General features: G+C 65.2%; 15 protein-coding genes. 4 read left to right on the top strand and 11 right to left on the bottom strand.

Going from position 1 to position 18069, the window contains the following annotated elements:
• Window positions 1–3: 3 nt before the first annotated feature.
• A complete protein-coding gene (locus J2X50_RS04200) occupies window positions 4–540 on the bottom strand; it encodes a GNAT family N-acetyltransferase (RefSeq protein WP_429091933.1) in 537 nt (178 codons plus the stop codon).
• Between the two features lie 272 nt (window positions 541–812).
• Between J2X50_RS04200 and J2X50_RS04195 the strand changes: the two genes are divergently transcribed.
• A complete protein-coding gene (locus J2X50_RS04195) occupies window positions 813–1802 on the top strand; it encodes a glutathione S-transferase family protein (RefSeq protein ID WP_429091930.1) in 990 nt (329 codons plus the stop codon).
• 308 nt (window positions 1803–2110) lie between these two features.
• Here the strand turns inward: J2X50_RS04195 and J2X50_RS04190 are convergent, their stop codons facing one another.
• On the bottom strand, window positions 2111–2629 hold the full coding sequence (locus J2X50_RS04190) for an NUDIX domain-containing protein (RefSeq protein ID WP_429091928.1): 519 nt from the start codon (window positions 2627–2629) through the stop codon (window positions 2111–2113).
• A 38-nt stretch (window positions 2630–2667) separates the two neighbouring features.
• On the opposite strand from J2X50_RS04190, the gene J2X50_RS04185 reads away from it, so the two are divergent.
• Complete coding sequence (locus J2X50_RS04185; protein ID WP_429091926.1) at window positions 2668–3597, top strand: metallophosphoesterase family protein; 930 nt, start codon at window positions 2668–2670, stop codon at window positions 3595–3597.
• Here J2X50_RS04185 and J2X50_RS04180 read toward each other — a convergent pair.
• The 7 genes from J2X50_RS04180 to J2X50_RS04150 all read right to left on the bottom strand — a co-directional run bounded on the left by J2X50_RS04180 (window position 3587) and on the right by J2X50_RS04150 (window position 12280).
• Entirely contained in the window at window positions 3587–4192 is a 606-nt protein-coding gene (locus J2X50_RS04180) for a hypothetical protein (protein ID WP_429091923.1), read from the bottom strand. The genes J2X50_RS04185 and J2X50_RS04180 overlap by 11 nt on opposite strands.
• Window positions 4193–4271: 79 nt before the next feature.
• Window positions 4272–5081, bottom strand: coding sequence for an alpha/beta fold hydrolase (locus J2X50_RS04175; RefSeq protein ID WP_429091920.1), 810 nt, complete (start codon window positions 5079–5081; stop codon window positions 4272–4274).
• 123 nt (window positions 5082–5204) lie between these two features.
• Window positions 5205–6938 carry a tetratricopeptide repeat protein gene (locus tag J2X50_RS04170; protein WP_429091918.1) on the bottom strand — a complete coding sequence of 578 codons (1734 nt, stop codon included), beginning with the start codon at window positions 6936–6938 and terminating at the stop codon, window positions 5205–5207.
• A 217-nt stretch (window positions 6939–7155) separates the two neighbouring features.
• Window positions 7156–8862: a 2-isopropylmalate synthase gene (leuA, locus tag J2X50_RS04165; RefSeq protein ID WP_429091915.1), complete on the bottom strand. Its 1707-nt coding sequence runs from the start codon at window positions 8860–8862 to the stop codon at window positions 7156–7158.
• A 314-nt stretch (window positions 8863–9176) separates the two neighbouring features.
• Window positions 9177–10259, bottom strand: a complete 1083-nt coding sequence (locus J2X50_RS04160) for an AbrB family transcriptional regulator (protein WP_429091912.1) — start codon at window positions 10257–10259, stop codon at window positions 9177–9179.
• A gap of 57 nt (window positions 10260–10316) precedes the next feature.
• The gene (locus J2X50_RS04155) at window positions 10317–11021 is read right to left on the bottom strand and encodes a Stf0 family sulfotransferase (protein ID WP_429091910.1); all 705 of its coding nucleotides are present in this window, start codon (window positions 11019–11021) and stop codon (window positions 10317–10319) included.
• Between the two features lie 5 nt (window positions 11022–11026).
• Window positions 11027–12280, bottom strand: coding sequence for a glycosyltransferase (locus tag J2X50_RS04150; protein WP_429091907.1), 1254 nt, complete (start codon window positions 12278–12280; stop codon window positions 11027–11029).
• 45 nt (window positions 12281–12325) lie between these two features.
• Between J2X50_RS04150 and J2X50_RS04145 the strand changes: the two genes are divergently transcribed.
• On the top strand, window positions 12326–13048 hold the full coding sequence (locus tag J2X50_RS04145) for a hypothetical protein (RefSeq protein ID WP_429091904.1): 723 nt from the start codon (window positions 12326–12328) through the stop codon (window positions 13046–13048).
• Between the two features lie 142 nt (window positions 13049–13190).
• Complete coding sequence (locus J2X50_RS04140; protein WP_429091902.1) at window positions 13191–14180, top strand: Bug family tripartite tricarboxylate transporter substrate binding protein; 990 nt, start codon at window positions 13191–13193, stop codon at window positions 14178–14180.
• A gap of 620 nt (window positions 14181–14800) precedes the next feature.
• Here the strand turns inward: J2X50_RS04140 and J2X50_RS04135 are convergent.
• The gene (locus J2X50_RS04135; protein ID WP_429091899.1) at window positions 14801–15757 is read right to left on the bottom strand and encodes a cation diffusion facilitator family transporter; all 957 of its coding nucleotides are present in this window, start codon (window positions 15755–15757) and stop codon (window positions 14801–14803) included.
• 65 nt (window positions 15758–15822) lie between these two features.
• Window positions 15823–18012, bottom strand: a complete 2190-nt coding sequence (locus J2X50_RS04130) for an anthranilate synthase (RefSeq protein ID WP_429091896.1) — start codon at window positions 18010–18012, stop codon at window positions 15823–15825.
• Between the last annotated feature and the right edge of the window lie 57 nt (window positions 18013–18069).

The following is an 18069-nucleotide window of genomic DNA, read 5'->3' as shown; positions in this document are numbered from 1 at the left end:
AGGCTAGGCCGGCTCGGCCGTCCGGTGCGGTGTCTTGGCATGGTCGGCGTGGCAGACCTCGCCGGTCAATTCCGCCACCGCACCGGGCACGATTTCGTGGGCGAGCAGTCGGTTGAGGTCGACCGGGCGCGGCATCTCGATCTGACCACGCGGGATGCGGGCGAAGCCGAGGGGGCCATAATAGGGCTCGTCGCCGACGAGGACGACCGCCGGCTCGCCGGCTTTCGCCGCAGCGCCCAGCGCCATCGCGACGAGTTTGCGGCCGATGCCCATGTTCTTGAAGTCGGGCCGGACCGCGAGCGGCCCCAGCATCTGCGCCCGGCCTGCGCCGGCGGCGATCGGCGTCATCCTGACCGAGGCGATCACCTGGCCGCCATGCATGGCGACGAAGGACAGCGAACGGTCGTGCGGCCCGCCCTCGCGGATCTTGTAGGCCGCGCGCGCGAAGCGGCCCGGCCCGAATGCCTCGGCGTTGATCTCATCGATTTCGAGGTCGTGCGCCGGGGCTTCCGGCAGATAGGTGACGTCGGCGAGGGTCATGTTCTTTGCAGTCCGGGATCGTGGGATGAGGTGCCGCGGGCATGCCGCAGCAATCGCAAGTCAGCGCTTCAAGCGCGTGCGCTCATTCGTCGTCGGTCGAACCGGATCTTTGCAATGCTCTGTGACATCGACATGCCCGCTAGCATCATTTTCGGCGTCCGTCCATCGTGCATTTGGCCGATGTGCGCTCGGCGTTGACGATCCGTTCAACGTGTCGCCCTTCGGCTTTGGCTCCGGCTGCCCTACATCGTGGCAAACGAAAGGATGTTGCGATGGGACTGCTGGTCGAAGGCAAATGGCAGGACCGCTGGTACGACACCAAGTCCACCGGCGGCAAATTCGTGCGCTCGCATGCGCAGTGGCGGGACTGGATCACGGTCGACGGCAAGCCCGCTCCAGGGCGGACCCGTGGCTTCAAGGCCGAGCCGGGGCGCTATCATCTCTACGTGTCGCTTGCCTGCCCGTGGGCGCACCGCACCTTGATCTTCCGCGCCCTCAAGGGGCTCGAGGACATCATCTCGGTCTCGGTCGTGCACCATTACATGGGCGAGAACGGCTGGACCTTCCTGGCCGAGGACGGTGCCACCGGCGACACGCTGTACGGGCTCGACTACCTGCACCAGATCTACACCATGGCCGATCCGACCTATTCGGGCCGCGTCACGGTTCCGGTGCTGTGGGACAAGAAGGAGAAGACCATCGTCTCCAACGAATCCTCCGAGATCATCCGCATGCTGAACTCGGTCTTCGACGAATGGGGCGACGCTTCGCTGGACTTCTATCCGGAAGCCCTGCGCGGCGAGATCGACGCGACCAATGAACTCGTCTACCCCTCGATCAACAACGGCGTCTACCGGGCCGGCTTCGCCACAACCCAGGCCGCCTACGAGGAGGCGTTCAACGAGTTGTTTGCCGCCCTCGATACGCTGGAAGATCGCCTGTCGCGGCAGCGCTACCTGGTCGGCGACCGGCTGACCGAGGCCGACTGGCGGCTGTTCACGACGCTGGTGCGCTTCGATCCGGTCTATGTCGGTCACTTCAAGACCAACCTGCGCCGCATCGCCGACTACCCGAACCTGTCGAACTACCTGCGCGAACTCTACCAGGTGCCGGGCGTTGCCGAGACCGTCAACATGCTGCACATCAAGGCGCACTATTACGGCAGCCACGCCACCATCAACCCGACCGGCATCGTGCCGGTGGGGCCGGAACTGGACCTCGATGCCCCGCACAACCGCGGGAAGTTGCTGAAGGCGGCTTAGGCTGCTTTCGCCGGCTGTGTCCCTTCGAGGACCTCTCGCCGCCGTTGTCGCAAGCTACTTGACGGATGTGCGAGTGTAGTGGACGGCGCGCTGGTTCAATTCGGCAAGGAAGCCCCCCACTCCGTCGCGCTACGCGCGCCACCTCTCCCCCTGCCCGAGGAAAGGCGCCAACATCGCGACCGTGCTTCCTCTCCCCCGTCGAACGGGGGAGAGGTGGTTTGCGAAGCAAACCGGAGTGGGGGTCGACCTCTTCCTGAAGTCAGCAGTGCAACCCCGAAGGACGCACCGCAACTCTAGCCGCCCCTAGCTCACCAATACGGCGACGCCTCAACCCCGTCGAAAACTTCGGCCAACCTGCGGCGCGTTGCCGGCGTCGTGCCCTCGGGCAGCGCGTCGAGCCGGAAGAAGCCCGCCTCGGCGATCTCGCGGTCGGGCAGCTTCGGCCGGTCCTGGCTGAAGGCCTCGATCAGGTAGAGCGCGACATGGTCGCGCCTGGTCGCCTGCTTGTTGAGATGCATCGACCTGAGCACCGGCGGGCCGGCGAGCGTGATGTTGCCTTCCTCCTCCAGTTCGCGCGCGAGCGCTTCGACGAAGGTCTCGCCGACCTCGACGCCGCCGCCGGGCAGCTGCCAGCCGGGCACGTAGGTGTGGCGGATCAGGAACACGGAGTTGGTGGCGGCAGCGTGGACGAGGCCGCGCACGCCGAGCGTCATCGGCCGTCTGAGCAGGAAATAGACATGGAACAGGCGCCCGCGCAGCCGCGACCAGGGGCTTTGCCGCAGCGGGAGCGGCTTGGTGACGCCGGCGCCCATCAGGCGCGACGCCATGGGTGGAAAGCCATGAACGCGTAACCTAAAAGGGAATGATGTTCAGGCTTGCGCATATTTCCGACGTCCATCTTGGCCCGCTCCCGGATGTAACCTATCGCGACCTCGCGTCCAAGCGCATGGTCGGCTACGTCAACTGGCAGCGAAACCGCCGCCGCCATCATCATGACGGCGTGGTCGACGCGATCGTCGCCGACATGAAGGCACAGGCGCCGGACCATCTCGCGGTCACCGGCGACCTCGTCAACCTGGCGCTCGACGGCGAGATCGAACTGGCGCGGCTGTGGCTCGAAACGCTCGGTGCGCCCAGCGACGTCTCGGTGGTGCCCGGCAATCACGACGCCTACGTGCCCGGCGCCTTCGACAAGGCCTGCCATGCCTGGGCGCCATGGATGCGCGGCGACGGCGTCGAAGGCCCGCTAAGCCGCACCAGCTTTCCCTATCTCAGGGTGCGCGACAAGGTTGCGCTCATCGGCGTGTCGACGGCGCGGGCGACTGCACCTTTCATGGCCAGCGGCTTCTTTCGCGAAGGGCAGGCCGAGCGGCTGGCGCGGATTCTCGAGCAAACGGGCAGGCGCGGCCTGTTCCGCGTGGTGATGATCCACCATCCGCCCGTCCGTGGCGCCGTCGGCCAGCACAAGCGGCTGTTCGGCATCGGCAAGTTCCAGAAGCTTGTCCGCAGGCATGGCGCCGAACTGGTCCTGCACGGCCACTCGCATCTTCCGACCCTGCACTGGATCGAAGGGCGCAACGGGCCGGTCCCGGCGGTCGGCGTCGCCGCCGCGGGGCAGGCGCCCGGCGGCCACAATCCGGCGGCGCAGTTCAATCTGATCGACATCTCGGCGGAGGAGGGGGGCTGGCAGGTGCGGCTGACCCGGCGCGGCCTCACCGGGCCCTCGCTGCCGCCGTCGGAGATCACCAGCCTCGACCTCCTGTCGCCCGAGGCACGTGCGCTGGTCAGAACCTGACCCCGGCCGCCATACCCAGCCAGTAAAGCGCCGCCATGAGGGCGATGCCCGCCACCGCCCCGGCGACGATCAGCCCGAAGCCGGACAGCAGGTTCGGCCAGAGCGGCCGCTCGGGCGCGCGCGCCGGCGCATGCGCCTCGGAAGCCAGCACGCGGGCGAAGTCCGGCAGCGCGGATTCCGTACCGCCTTCCATCATCTGCTGCCGTTCCACGATGCGTTCGGCGATGTAGCGCGTCACCTGCTCGGCGACGCGTTTCGGATCGGTCGATTCCGCCAGCACCATCCTGCCGGTACGGGTATCGCGCAAGAAGCGATAGGTACGGCGGTCGCGGCCGAGCGCGACATGGCTGACGGCGTCGATCCAGAGTCGCGGCTGCAGGCCGGACGAAATGGTGAAGTCGAAATAGTCGATCGCGGCGGGAACATCGGCGAAAACCGGCTCGAGCTCCGCGGCCAGCAGTTCGAGCCGCATGCGGTGGGCGTCGCGCAGGTCGACGACGACGTCGCTGCGGTCGGCGGCGGCGTTCTTGACGTCGCGAATGGCGTCCGACAGCACGCCTGCCGGCTTCATCGCGGTCGCTTTGTCGTCCTGCATCGGTTGGCGTCCCGAGTGGCCATGGGCACGCCATAACATAGGTGCGATCGCGGCGGAATTGTATCCCTGCGGCGCGGTGCTATCGCCCGAACGCCTCGCGCTCGTCGCAGGCCGGCTGTGGCCGCCGGCGCCGCCGGGTCATCCGGCGGATGATGTCGGCGACCAGCTCCGGCGTCTCTTCGGGCAGCATGTGGCCGACCTCGAGCACGTGGTGGACGAGGAAGCTCGGCGGCAGATTGTCCGCGTGGCTGTAGGGCAGCACGGCATCGTCCGTGCCCCACACGACCATCGTGGGCATCGTGAGCGTGGCCATCATCTCGCGCGGTATCGTGCCCTGGCGGCCGCTGGCCGTCATCGTCGCGGCAAGGGCTACCAGCTTCTCGGTCTGGCCGAAATGCCGCCGCATGTCGGCGAGATGGCGTACCGCGGCCTCCGGGACTTTGCTGTCGGGGCTCGACATCTCGGCGAGGCAGGCACGGATCTCGTCGGCGGAAACAGCCGCGGCGTAGCGCTTGAGCAGCGGCGCATTGATCTCGGGGCCATATCCGCCGGGCGCCAGCAGGGTCAGCGACGCCACCCGGTCGGGTTCCAGAAGGGCGGCGAGCGTCGCCACCGCACCGCCCATCGAATGGCCGACGAAATGAGCGCGGTCCATGCCGCGGGCCGCAAGGTCCGCCAGCACCGCCTGCGCGGCCAGCTTCGCAGGTCCCGCATTGGGAAAATCGAGCGATCGGCCATGGCCCGGCAAATCATAGGCGATCGTCGTGAACGAGTCCTCTAGCTTCCCTGCAATGTCGTCCCAGAGATTGCTGCAACCGCCGAAGCCGTGAAGCAATACCACTACCCTGGTGCCGATCCCCCGAACGGCCGCATGAATGGAATGGTTCATTTTCCCTTTATAGAAAGCCCTGGCCGCATAGAGTGTAGTAACGACGGCCAAAAAAGTAAACTATACCGGTAGTCGTCTGTGTCCAGACGACAGGCCGGTTCAATCTTGCGGCGGGGAAATATTTCAGCTCTGCTGGCCGAGGCCGGCAGCACGGAGCGCCTTGGTGAGCGACCTTGTCAACTCATCGGGATACTTGCGCTTGGCGAAGGAGGCCGCAGGATCGGCGGCGAAGTCGGGGTAGGCCGCCGTGAGTTCCTTCGCCAGTTCCGAGGCCAGCTTCTCGTCACCGACGAATTGCGCGGCGATCAGGCGCGCCGCCATGTAGTGCGATCGTTTCGCTGAGGCCAGCGAGTTGGCCGCGCGCGCCGCGGCGTAGCGGTTGCCGAGCATGAATTCGCCAAGGAACAGTCCATAGTCCCACCAGCCGGGATGCGCGCTCGTGCTGTCGACGGCGCGCTTGATGATGGGCACACCGTCGCTGTAGCTGCCGGACAGGATGAGAGCGTAGCCGTAGGCCGCGGCCATGGTGAGGTCGTAGGTGTTGAGCTCGTAGGCCTTCTGCATCCAGCGGATGGACTCGGCGCGGTCGCCGATCCGCGACTGGAGATAGCCGAAGGCACGGTGCGCATAGGGGCTGGTCGCGCCCATCTGGACGGCGGTGTGGGCAAGTGCCAGCGCGCCGTCGGCGGACGCGTTCTCGGGATATCCGTATCCGTCGGTCACCGCCTCCAGTTGCAGCGACGCCATTTCCGAATAGACGACGGGCGACATTGCGCCTCGCGCCGCCAGCGTCTCGAGGCACTGGTAGGCGGACTTCTGCTTGGCAGCGCTCTGTTCCAGGTAGTAGTCGTCGCTGAGCAACAGGCAGCTCATAAGGCCCTTCTGCAGGCCGTTCTGCTCGATATAGCCGTAGATCATGCCGGACACGGGGACGGTTGCGGTCACGATCTCGGCGATGCGGTCGTCCAGCGCATCCGCCTGGACATCGGCGGCGGCCAGCACGCGCGACATCAGGATCCTGCCGGTTGCCATGTGCTGGAGTTCGATCAGCACTGTTCCGGCATCGGGGCCGGGGTTGACCGTGAAGTCGAAATCCGTGGCATCCTCGCGGCGCGCCGTGTCCGAGCGGTCGCGCGCGATCAGGTCGATGGTGTCGAAACCCGAAAGTGCCGATCTCAGCACCGTCGCCACTCTCGACATGTCGCCCTGATCCGTGGCCTGGTGGATGTGCACGGCCGGCAACTGGTCGACCGTACCGGTGATGCTGCTTGTCGAACCGCGGAAATCGGAGACCGTGGTGGTGTCGCCGGCAGGGCCGAAGTTGCGGAACACCAGGATGCCGAGCATGACGATGACCAGCGCCATGGCGGCCCAGAAGAACTGCAGCTGCCGCCTGACGCCGGGCACTGAATCGAGCGGCGGCGGGTCGGCCTGCTGAGGCTCGGCCTCGTGGCGGGCGGGTGCCGCCGGCGCTGCGTGCGGCTGCTCCGGCGCGGCCGCCTCATGCGCGCCGTTGGGCATTACCTCGTAGCTCGGAACGTAGCTGCCGCGCGGAATGACGACGCGGATCGGGTCGGCCACGCCTTCCACGGCATAATATTGGGCAAGCAGTTCGCGCAGCCGGCCGGCCTGCACGCGCACCACGGCGTCGGTCGCAGAATCGAACTCGGCGTCCTTGCCGAACACGTCGACCGCGATGGCAAACCCCTTCAGCCTCTCGGCCTCGCCGGCGAGTTCGCGCTCGATCAGGTAGCGCAGCAGCTTGCGTGCTCGCTCCGACCTGGCGAAGGTCTCACTGGCAATAAGCCGCTCCAGCGCTTCGCGCACTGCGGGGGCGGCAGGCGTGGAGGCAACCAAGGAGTGACCCTTTTCGAACCGGCACTAACGGCACGATCATAGTCGGCTGGCCGGCTCGCACAAGCTTGCCGCGCCACGATGGACGAGCGCCCCGCCCGTTATCCACGGGCGAGGCGCGTGCAAACGCATTCAATCTTCTGTTAACCTTAACGCTGCGGGGCGATTGCAGTGCAGCGGCTGTCGGCCACGCCGTACGGCCGACAGCGTCCATCGCCTCCTATCGGCGGGCGAGAATCCGGTTCGCCGCCGACACCACCGCCTCGAGCGAGGCCGCCACGATGTTGGTGTTGATGCCCGCGCCAAACAGGCGTCCGCCCGGATGTTCCACTTCCATGTAGCAGATGGCGGCGGCGTTCGAGCCGCGCTGGATCGAGTGCTCGGAATAGTCGAGCACCGACAGGTCGATGCCGAGGTGACGGGAAAGCGCATCGACGAACCCGTCGATCGGACCGTTGCCGGTGCCGGTGATCGTCATTTCCTTGCCTGCGTCGACGATGGTCGCCTCGACGACGCGGCGGCCCTTCATCACCGCATCGGGGAAGGTCTGGTGGTCGACGAACTTCAGGCGTGCGCCCGGCTGGTCGACATAGACCTCGAGGAAGCGCTCGTGGATGCGCTTGGGCGAAACTTCCTTGCCCTCGGCATCGGTGATCGCCTGGATGTCCTGGCTGAACTCGACCTGCAGGCTGCGCGGCAGGTTGAGGCCGTAGTCGGCCTGGAGCACATAGGCGATGCCGCCCTTGCCCGACTGCGAGTTGATGCGGATGATCGCCTCGTAGCTGCGGCCGACGTCCTGCGGGTCGATGGGCAGGTAGGGAACCTCCCACAGCTCCTTGTTCGCCTTCTTGAGCGCTTTCATGCCCTTGTTGATGGCGTCCTGGTGCGAGCCGGAGAACGCCGTGTAGACCAGCTCGCCGACGTAAGGATGGCGTTCCGGGATCTTCAGCTGGTTCGAGTACTCGTAGACGTCCTTCATCCGGTTGATGTCGGTGCAGTCGAGCTCGGGATCGACCCCTTGCGTGTACATGTTCAGCGCCAGGGTGACGACGTCGACATTGCCGGTGCGCTCGCCATTGCCGAACAGCGTGCCTTCGACGCGGTCGGCGCCTGCCATCAGGCCGAGCTCGGTGGCGGCGACGCCGGTGCCACGGTCATTGTGCGGGTGCAGCGAGATCAGCAGGTTGTCGCGGTTGTCGAGCTGGCGGCACATCCATTCGATGCGGTCGGCATAGATGTTGGGCGTCGACATCTCGACCGTCGAGGGCAGGTTGACGATCAGCTTGTTGTCGGCCGTCGGCTGCATGATCTCGGTGACGGCGTTGCAGATATCGAGCGCCACCTCGAGTTCGGTGCCGGTGAAGCTCTCGGGCGAATACTGGAAGCGGTAGCCGCCGCCGGCCTTGGCGGCCATGTCGGCGATCATCTTGGCGGCATCGGTGGCGATGCGCTTGATGCCGGGCACGTCCTTTTCGAACACCACGCGGCGCTGCAACTCGCTGGTCGAGTTGTAGAAATGCACGATCGGCTTGTTGGCGCCCTCGAGCGCTTCAAACGTGCGGGTGATCAGCTCGGGCCGGCACTGCACCAGGACCTGCATCGACACGTCGGCGGGCACGTTGCCTTCCTCTATGGTCCAACGGGCGAAGTCGAAGTCGGTCTGCGAGGCCGAGGGGAAGCCGATCTCGATCTCCTTGAAGCCCATGTCGAGCAGCAGCTGGAACATGCGCGCCTTGCGGTCGTGGCCCATGGGATCGACGAGCGCCTGGTTGCCGTCGCGCAAGTCGACCGAGCACCAGATCGGCGCCTTCTCGATGCGCTTCGACGGCCATGTGCGGTCGGCGAGGTTGAGGGTCGGGTAGGGCGCGTATTTCCTGGCCGCGTCCGGCATGCCCTTTGTACGGCCGATGGGTTCTCTCACGTTCATCTTTTTCACTCCTGCGCGCGCCCTGGCCGATCCGGCGCCGGCAGCGCGCTCATGCTTGGTTCTTCAGGGTCTTTGGATGGCAAGGAGCGTGCGCCTGCGCGGCTTGTCGACCGCCGGGCGCTCCTTCAGCGAGCCCGGCGATCGCCGATAAGGCCGAGAAGAAGAAGAGCAGAAGAGAGGGCGCGCAGCGTCTCGCCCGCAAAAGCGGCCGGACGGGAAACGGTGTGAACCTGGCGCGAATTCATGGCGCTCTCTTACAGGAGCGGCTTTTTTCGCGCAAGGGGAGCCGGATGGCGTCGCTCATTTCGTGCTGGTCATTCCCTGACGGCGCGGGCAACCAGCCGCGCCAGGGCGGGCCCGAAAAGGAGCACGATCAGGAAGCGCAGCATCTGCAGCGTCAGCACGAAGGACAGGTCGACGTTGTCGGCCGCAGCCGCGATGATGGCGATCGAATCCATGCCGCCCGGGCTGGTCGCCAGATAGGCGGTCAGCGGGTCGACGCCGAGAAGCCCGTGCAGCCCCCAGGCGAGCAGTCCGCAGAAGGCCATCAATGTCGCGATCGAGCCGATCACCTGGGGCAGGGCGCGGGCCGCGTGGCGTAGGATCGGGCGGGTGAAGTTGAGGCCGATCGTCCAGCCGATCAGCGCGTAGCCGATCGCCAGCAGCCATTCCGGCAGCTGCAGCACCACGCCGAAGCCGAGGTTCAAGGTCGCGCCGAGCACCATGGCGCCGACGAAATAGGGCGAGGGGATGCGCAGCAGGTAGCCCAGCGCGCCGCCGACGATCGCCACGCCGAGCATCGCGCCGAAGGCGGGCCATTCGATCGCCGGGAACCATTCGACGGCCCCTGCGTCCACGCCCGACGTGTCGACCCAGAGCCGCGCGACGAGGGCGGCTGCGACCGAGACCATGATGACGCGCAGATACTGCATGAAGGCGACGAGGCGCGAATCTGCGCCGAAGGCGTCCGCCATCAGCACCATGGCGGTCGCGGCACCCGGAGCCGAGCCCCACACCGCCGTGGTGCCGGGCAGCACCTTGAGCCGCGAGATGAACCAGCCGAGGAAGCTCGACGCCGCGATGGTGGCGATGGCCGTGCCGAGGAAGAGCGGCCATTCGGCGGAGAAGGTGGCGAAGATGCCGGGAGAGATCGAACTGGCGACCAGGCAGCCGATCAGCGCCTGTGCCGAAACGAACAGCGGCCTCGGCACGCGGATGCTGGCGCCGTTGCTGCCGAGCGCGATCGCCACCAGCATCGGGCCGACCAGCAGCGCCGCCGGCAGGCGAACCAGTTCCAGCATGCCCGCAAGCAGCACCGAACAGCCGAGCAGAAGCGCCCATTGCTGCCAGGGTTCGAGCGCGGCGAGCGGGGCGTGTGAGGGCGTTTCGGGCTTCATGGGGCCTGTCTTAGCGGGAAAAGGCCGCCGACGTCAGTCCGGCGGCTGCGCCGATCATCAAAGATCGTCTACGAAGTTGAGATTTCGGCATTCACGGAGAAACCTGCTTCGCCAAGCTTCCGTGGAAGAGTCGCGCTGAATGCGCACCTGGACCCGGGTAACGTCCGCAAGGATTCCGGTTTTTAGCCCTACTTGTAAGGCGACCCTGTCTACCGCCAACTGTGGATTTGCGACCGCATCTTCGTAAACGAGTCTGACTGGCTGAAGTCCGTTGCGGGCGAAGAATGTCTCCCAACGCGCATTCTCCTTGGCGATCGCGGTCAGGCTAGCCATTATCTTGCGGCTGTCGAAAGTTGGGTCCTTCCGTGCACTCTGTGTGTGCCGGTATTGACCCGTCTGTTCTGCTTTCGCCCATGAAATCGCCTGCCCCAAGAGATCCCGTCTCGTGAGGAAAACAAAATGCAGCTTGGGCAAATGGCGTGTCCATTCGACCTTGCCAGCGATCCAGTCGTGCTGATGAGCAAAAAGCTTTAGACCGTAAATCCCATTGGAGGTCGCGCCCATCGTAGTAATGCGCCGCAGTTGATCGTGCGGATCGTCTGGATATGTGGGATCGTCGAAGAAGCGCCGGCCAGGGCCGTTGAAATACTCAAGCGGTCGTCCGAGCAGCTCCGTGCCAGCCAATAGTTGGCAGAGGTAATTGCTGCCAGACCTGGGCGCCGTACAGATCGCGTAACCTTGGGATACCTGTGTTGCGCCCATAGTGCTCACCGCTTCCTAAGCGTTTTGGGCACGAGCGCCTGCTTGAGGCGTCGACCAATTTCCCAACCAGTTTTGTGGTTTATGTTACGCAGAGCGACGTCCAGGACGGTGCTTTGCGGCGTATCGAGCCTCGTACTCAAGGCCTTGAATTCTACGCCGAGCATGGTCGCGACCTCTCTCGCAAGGGTATCAAGTGGCTGAGCAGCCAGTTCGGTAGGTTGGGGCGGCTCAATCCAAAGTCCGAGATCTTTGGCGACATGTCTCCATTTGCGGTCCGATGTCGTGACTGTGAGCTCTTCGATCCATTTTGCCGTCGCCAGAGCCACGCTTTCCGGTGCTGGGGATGGTCGGCCGATGGCGCGTTGGTAAACGTCAAGATGCTCCGAGATGAACTTGTCGACACCCGCCACGTTGCGCATTTCCTGCGCGACCAAAGCTGTGTCGTCGGCATCGTAGCGGCCAATGGCTTCGTCCAACCTCTCGTCGGTGACGGCAAGGGCGAGCAGGCCGACGCCCAAGTTCAGGCGCCGCCAGGACGCTAGATTGCTACTGGTAAGCATGCCAGCAAAGCCTCGCTCGTCGCAGACGATCACTGCGCAGCCGACCGCGGCTGCCTCGATCGCCATGCGAGCGGTTGCGAAAACGAGGTCGTAGCCGCCGAGTACGGTTTCAAGTTTGGTGACGAACTTACCGGTCCCGCGGCCGAGCTCATCGAGTTCGAGGCCGGCCCTCGCGCAGGCCGCGCGCACTGCTTGGCGATGGCCCTGGTTCTTGGTCAGCAGCAGGGCCTTCTTTGGTCTCGTCGGCAAAGGCGGCCGCCGCTTGAAGCGTTCCAAATCGACGGCGTTGAAGACGACTGACAGTCGGTCGGGATCGACGCCGCGCTCCAGACATTTGGCGGCGCAGCGGTCGTCCACGGCGATCACCTCGCGAATCTGCGAGTGCGGCAGTGGCACTTCCACTTCGAAGTATGAACTGTGGCAGGCGTAAACGACGGGTACTTCCGGAAACCGAGCCATGGCGATCAGGCAAGGCGTCAAATGTTGCCCGTGTATGACGTCCGGTGTTTCGGTGATCGCTTCGACGCGGTCCACGACCTGGAAGCCGCGGCTTCTCATAAAGTCAGCTTGTTCTCCCAGGGCAGGCGCGAGAATGACGGGATAATGCCCTGCGCGCCTCAATCCTTCAGCCAAGAGTTGTACGACATTCTCAGATCCCGAGTAGCTCTTCAAAAAAAGATTGGTTATGAGGATGCGCACTTTAGCTCCTCTGCATGTGTTTCTGCATGGCGGGTAAGACAAGCTATGACGACGATTCTGATCCTAGCTCATCCGGGACATGAACTCCGCATCTTTCATTGGATGGAGCGCGTACGTCCGATTGTCTGCATATTGACGGACGGATCCGGTGGAATCCAATCGTCACGGCTAGAATATTCGCGTCAAATGCTGGCGCTGGCCGGGGCAACTCCGGGGCCTGTCTTTGGAGCGATGTCAGATAAATCTTGGTACCAGGCAATTCTTGCCAAGGACGACGGGCCGTTTCGCGATGTCGTGGACAGGGCGGTTTGCTCTGTTGATACAGCTTCATCTGTCACTGTCGTTGCCGACGCCGTGGATGGATACAATCCCGTTCACGATCTAACTGCCGCGATCGGTGAAGCAGTCGCGGCGCAATTGAAAGGCCGGGCAGCGAATGTGAGCTTCTTGGCGTCAGCGGCAGTCCCGGGCGTCGCAGGCAAAATTAGCGTGGACGTGACGCTCGACGATGCTGCTCAGGGGCGCAAGCGCGCTGCCGTGGCTGCCTATGCGCCGCTGGCTGAAGAGGCGCGGCGCATTTTCGAGGAAGCTCCGGAGTCGTTTGGACGTGAAGTGCTGATCCAACAGGATTTCGACTGGCCTGACGATTTCGAGCCGCACTGGGAGACCTTTGCACGCGAACGCGTGGCCAGCGGACGTTATGTCGATCCGATCACATACCGCAGCCATGTCCTGCCGGTCGCCCGTGCGATCCTAGGCCGGGAGTAGTTCGTCTCGGCACAACGGGAAATGGCTGCCTGCACGGCGCTCGACCTTCATCATCAGTTGACAGCGTATGCAAAGTTCATACGCTCCCTCGTCCAAGCGGCTGGCAAGGAGGTGCCGCCGCACAGATGGGAGATGCGCACCGATGACTTCGAAATTCACCCGCCGCATGGCGATGGCCCTCGGGCTTTCCGCCGCCTCGCTGCTCGCTGTCGGGGCGCAGGCAACGGCCCAGCAATTCCCCGACCGCCCGGTCACGCTCGTCGTGCCCTTCGCCGCAGGCGGGTCGACGGACGTCGTGGCGCGCATCATTGCGCAGAAGATGTCGGACGATCTCGGGCAGCAGGTGGTGGTCGAGAACGTCGCCGGAGCCGGCGGCAATATCGGCGCCGACCGCGTGGCGCGCGCCGAGCCGGACGGCTACACCATCCTCATGGGTACGGTCGCCACCCACGCGCTGAACCCGCTCATCCTCAAGACCAAGCCATATGACCCCGAGAAGGACTTCACCCCGGTCTCACTCTTGGTCGTGGTGCCCAACGTGCTGGTGGTCAATCCGGAACTGCCGGCCAAGACCGTGCAGGAACTGATCGCCTTGCTCAAGGCGGACCCCGAGAAATACGCCTACGCCTCGTCCGGCAACGGCACGCCGCTGCATCTCTCCGGCGAACTGTTCAAGGCCATGGCCGGCGTCAACATCCAGCATATTCCGTACAAGGGGGCCGGACCGGCGCTCAACGACGTGGTCGGCAACCAGGTGCCGATCATGTTCGACAACCTGCCGTCGTCCTCCCCGCACATCAAGTCGGGGACGCTGCGGGCGCTGGGCGTCACGACCGCCGAGCGCGCGCCGTCGTTCCCGGACGTGCCCACCATCGCCGAGGCCGGCGTGCCGGGCTACGAGACCTACACCTGGAACGCGCTGTTTGCGCCGGCCGGCACGCCGAAGGAGATCGTCGATCGCCTCAACGCCTCGGCCAACAAGGCGATGAAGGATCCGGCGGTCATCGAGAAGATGAACGGCTTCAGCGCCAGGATCGTCGGCTCGACGCCGGAGGAACTCGGCGCCCATGTGAAGGCCGAGCTGGCCAAGTGGGAGCCGGTCGTCAAGGGCGCCAACATCAGCATGGAATGATGTTTCCATCGACGAGCGCCCGGCCGTGCGGCCGGGTGCTTCGTGCCCAGGAACATGAGGCAGAGCGGTAGCCGGCCGCTGACGCAGGCGATCGGCGAATTGTCGAGTCGTTGCACGCGGTTGGCCGTGGCGGCTGCCATGCCGATTCAAGCCGACCCGACGGCGCTGAGGTCGACGCCGGGAGCCCGCAATACAGCCGGGGCATGCCGGCGTCTGCCAAATTGCCTTGTCTTGCAGGCGGTTGAGGCTCTTCGCTGCCAATCCGATTCAGGCAGTTGAGGTCGTGTCCGTAGGTGCCTCCAGGCCGATGCCGCGCCGAAACCGCAGACCGGTCTCGATTCTGCCCGTCCAGGCCGTCGGCATGCCCGACGCATCGTTGCCTGCGCGTTCCAGACAGAGCCGATTTCCGGAGAATTCCGCTGGTTTCCGCACGGCACGGGTTACTAGCGACCAGGACCGGGGTTAACGGGAATCGACAAAAGTTCCATGGAGCGGCTTGTCCCTGAGCCGCGACCACTAACCAGCCGGGGGGCTGGGCGCATCGGTTCGAGCTCGGCAGTTGCTTGGGCCGATGCGCATCCCCTGAAAATCCTGCGGGGCGGAGGTCCCCGCGGCGCCGTTCAGGCGAAGGGGACCGCGACAGTGCCCTTGGGCAGCTTTGCCTCGTCGTCCGGCTCGACGTGGATGATGACACGGACCGACGGGATCACGGCCTTCAGCGCGTCTTCGATTCGGTCGCAGATGACGTGGCTGTCGCCCACCGTCATGCCGGCGTTCACCACCAGGTGGAACTCGATGAAGGTGGCGCGGCCGGCGATGCGGGTCTTGAGGTCGTGCACCTCGAGTGCCCCCTTGGAATTGGCCGAGATGATATCGCGGATGCGCATGTGTTCGTCGAGATCGACGGCGCGGTCCATCAGCCCGTCGACCGACGAGCCGACCACGTGCCAGCCCTGCCACAGGATGTTGAGCGCCACGATCACGGCAAGCACCGGGTCGAGGATCTGCCAGCCGGTGACGATCGCGGCGACCAGGCCGACGAGCACGCCGAACGAGGTGACCACGTCGGTCATGATGTGATGGCCGTCGGCGACCATGGCGGGCGAACGTTCGGCGCGGCCGACCCGGATCAGGGCCGCGGCCCACATCGCATTGAGCACGGCGGCGAAGCCGTTGATGCCGAGCCCCAGCCACGGCTGCTCGGCATTCATCGGCGTGCCCCAGCTGCGCCAGACCTCGAACAGGATCAGGAAGGCGGCCACCATGATCAGCACGCCTTCGAGCACGGCCGAGAAATACTCGGCCTTGTGGTGGCCGTGCTGGTGGTCCATGTCGGCCGGCTTGTGGCTGACCTTGATCGCCCAGAAGGCGGCGACCGCGGCGACGACGTTGACGATGGATTCGAGCGCGTCCGAATAGAGCGCCACGGAGCCGGTCAGCCACCAGGCGATGAATTTCAGCCCCATCACCCCCGAGCCGATGATGATGGACCAGAAGGCGAGCCTGGCGATCCGCTGCTTGGCGGAGGTCGTCTGGCTGGCGCCGGCCGGAGATCTCTGCGTTTCGGTCTGGGTCATGGTCTCGCTTGGTAACGGGCCCGCCCCGCGGCGCGCGGCCACGGAGCGAACGGGGCAAATCGGGGCTAGGCGGCCTTGTCCTTGGCCTTGCGCGGCATGTGCGCGACGACGTTCTCGATCATGCGCATGCCTGCGTCGTGGCCGAGCGTCATGATCGATTCGGGATGGAATTGCACCGCCGCGATCGGCTCTTTCCTGTGCTCAAACGCCATGATCACGCCGTCCTCGGTTTCCGCCGTGACGACGAAGTCTGCCGGCAGCCGCACCGGGTCGGCGAAGATCGAGTGGTAGCGGCCGACGGTCACCTCCTTGGGCAGGCCCGAGAAGATGATGCCGGGCTTGGAGACGCGGATGCGCGAGGGCTTGCCGTGCATCGGCACCGCCAGCTGGCGCAGCTCGCCGCCATAGGCTTCGGCGAGTGCCTGCAGGCCGAGGCAGACGCCGAAGATCGGCAGGTCGCGGTCGCGGGCCTTCTTGATGGTCGCGGCGGTGTCGAAATCCTTCGGCGTGCCAGGTCCGGGGGAGAGCACCACGAGATCGGGCTTGATGCGGTCGAATATCTCTTCCGGCACCGGCGAGCGCACGGTCGACACGTCGGCGCCGGTCTGGCGGAAATAGTTGGCGAGCGTATGGACGAAGGAGTCCTCGTGGTCGACGAGCAGGATCTTCACCCCTTCGCCGACGCGCGCGGTGGTGCGCTCGGTGCCTGCGGAGTTGCCGGTCTTGGCGTCGCGGATGGCGGAAAGCATGGCTGAGGCCTTCAGTTCGGTTTCGGCTTCTTCTTCTTCGGGAACGGAATCGTAGAGCAGGGTGGCGCCGGCGCGCACCTCGGCGATGCCGTCCTTGATGCGGATGGTGCGCAACGTCAGGCCCGTGTTGAGGTCGCCGTTGAAATGCACCATGCCGATCGCCCCGCCATACCAGGCGCGGGGGCTCTTCTCGTTGTTCTCGATGAAGCGCATCGCCCAGAGCTTGGGCGCGCCGGTCACCGTCACCGCCCAGGCGTGACTCAAGAACGCGTCGAAGGCGTCCATGCCTTCGCGCAGCCGGCCCTCGATGTGGTCGACGGTGTGGATCAGGCGCGAATACATCTCGATCTGGCGGCGGCCGATGACGCGCACCGAGCCCGGCTCGCAGACGCGGCTCTTGTCGTTGCGGTCGACGTCCGAGCACATGGTGAGCTCGGACTCGTCCTTCTTGGAATTCAGCAGTTTGAGGATCTGCTCGGAGTCCGAGATGGCGTCGTCACCGCGCTTGATGGTGCCGGAGATCGGGCAGGTCTCGACGCGGCGGCCGTTGACGCGCACGAACATCTCGGGCGATGCGCCGATCAGGTATTCGCCTTCGCCGAGATTGATGAAGAAGGAATAGGGCGAGGGGTTGATGTTCTTCAGCCGGCGCGAAATCTCCGAAGGTGCGGTCTCGCAGCGCTCGTAGAACATCTGGCCGGGCACGACCTCGAACAGGTCGCCGCGCTTGAAGCTGTCCATCGCCCGGCGCACCAGCTGGGCGTATTCGCCGGGCTCATGGTCGCCGCGCGGCGGGATGCGGTCCGGGGCCTTGAACGGCTCGACGACGCTGTCGCGCGCGATGCCTTCGGTGGAAAAGCCGTCGCCGGCATAATCGTAGCGGTCGTGCCAGGCCTTGGCCGAATAGTGGTCGACGACCAGCACCTCGTCGGGCAGGAACAGCACCAGGTCGCGCTGGCTCTCCTTGCGCTCGAGCTTGTGCTCGACCGGGTCGAACTGGAAGGCGAGGTCGTAGCCGAAGGCGCCGTAGAGGCCGAGATTGCTGTCGGCGTCGGTCTTGAACAGGGCGGTGACGGCGCGCAGCACGGTGAACACGGAAGGCACGCGCGAGCGCTCTTCCTCGGTGAAGACGCGGCCGGGCCTTGCCACCTCGAGCCTGATCAGGCTGGCCGACGTCTCCCCGATCGTCACCTCGGCGAGGCTGCCGAGCGTCTTGCCGATGACGGGCAGCAGTGCCTTGCCGCGGGCGTTCAGCGCCTCGATCTTCATCGAACGGCCGTGCGCGGAAATCACCAGCGGCGGGTCGATGATGGCGGTGTCCCATCGGGTGTAGCGGCCGGGATATTCGTAGTTGGAGGAAAACACCGCGCCGCGCCGGCTGTTCAGCCCGTCGATATAGGCCTCGATCGCCCCGGCATAGGCGGTCTCATGGCGCTCGCGGGTGATCGCGATGCCACCTCCGGTGACAAAGCGCTCGGCGCCGTTTTCAAGGATTTCCACCGTCATTCCCGTCTCCATCTCTTGCCGCTGGAGGTTCCGGAGCTGGTTCGAAAAAAGCAAATG

It is taken from the genome of Aminobacter sp. BE322 (assembly GCF_050433525.1).
Classification (GTDB): Bacteria; Pseudomonadota; Alphaproteobacteria; order Rhizobiales; family Rhizobiaceae; genus Aminobacter.
Note: the sequence above shows the minus strand (reverse complement) of the source record. Positions and strands in the feature narration are given on the sequence as shown.

Excerpts from the sequence above, each read along its gene's own strand:
- J2X50_RS04200 (WP_429091933.1), bottom strand. The coding sequence starts at position 540 with ATGACCCTCGCCGACGTCACCTATCTGCCGGAAGCCCCGGCGCACGAC.
- J2X50_RS04195 (WP_429091930.1), top strand. The coding sequence starts at position 813 with ATGGGACTGCTGGTCGAAGGCAAATGGCAGGACCGCTGGTACGACACC.
- J2X50_RS04190 (WP_429091928.1), bottom strand. The coding sequence starts at position 2,629 with ATGGCGTCGCGCCTGATGGGCGCCGGCGTCACCAAGCCGCTCCCGCTG.
- J2X50_RS04185 (WP_429091926.1), top strand. The coding sequence starts at position 2,668 with ATGTTCAGGCTTGCGCATATTTCCGACGTCCATCTTGGCCCGCTCCCG.
- J2X50_RS04180 (WP_429091923.1), bottom strand. The coding sequence starts at position 4,192 with ATGCAGGACGACAAAGCGACCGCGATGAAGCCGGCAGGCGTGCTGTCG.
- J2X50_RS04175 (WP_429091920.1), bottom strand. The coding sequence starts at position 5,081 with ATGAACCATTCCATTCATGCGGCCGTTCGGGGGATCGGCACCAGGGTA.
- leuA (WP_429091915.1), bottom strand. The coding sequence starts at position 8,862 with ATGAACGTGAGAGAACCCATCGGCCGTACAAAGGGCATGCCGGACGCG.
- J2X50_RS04160 (WP_429091912.1), bottom strand. The coding sequence starts at position 10,259 with ATGAAGCCCGAAACGCCCTCACACGCCCCGCTCGCCGCGCTCGAACCC.
- J2X50_RS04155 (WP_429091910.1), bottom strand. The coding sequence starts at position 11,021 with ATGGGCGCAACACAGGTATCCCAAGGTTACGCGATCTGTACGGCGCCC.
- J2X50_RS04145 (WP_429091904.1), top strand. The coding sequence starts at position 12,326 with ATGACGACGATTCTGATCCTAGCTCATCCGGGACATGAACTCCGCATC.
- J2X50_RS04140 (WP_429091902.1), top strand. The coding sequence starts at position 13,191 with ATGACTTCGAAATTCACCCGCCGCATGGCGATGGCCCTCGGGCTTTCC.
- J2X50_RS04135 (WP_429091899.1), bottom strand. The coding sequence starts at position 15,757 with ATGACCCAGACCGAAACGCAGAGATCTCCGGCCGGCGCCAGCCAGACG.
- J2X50_RS04130 (WP_429091896.1), bottom strand. The coding sequence starts at position 18,012 with ATGACGGTGGAAATCCTTGAAAACGGCGCCGAGCGCTTTGTCACCGGA.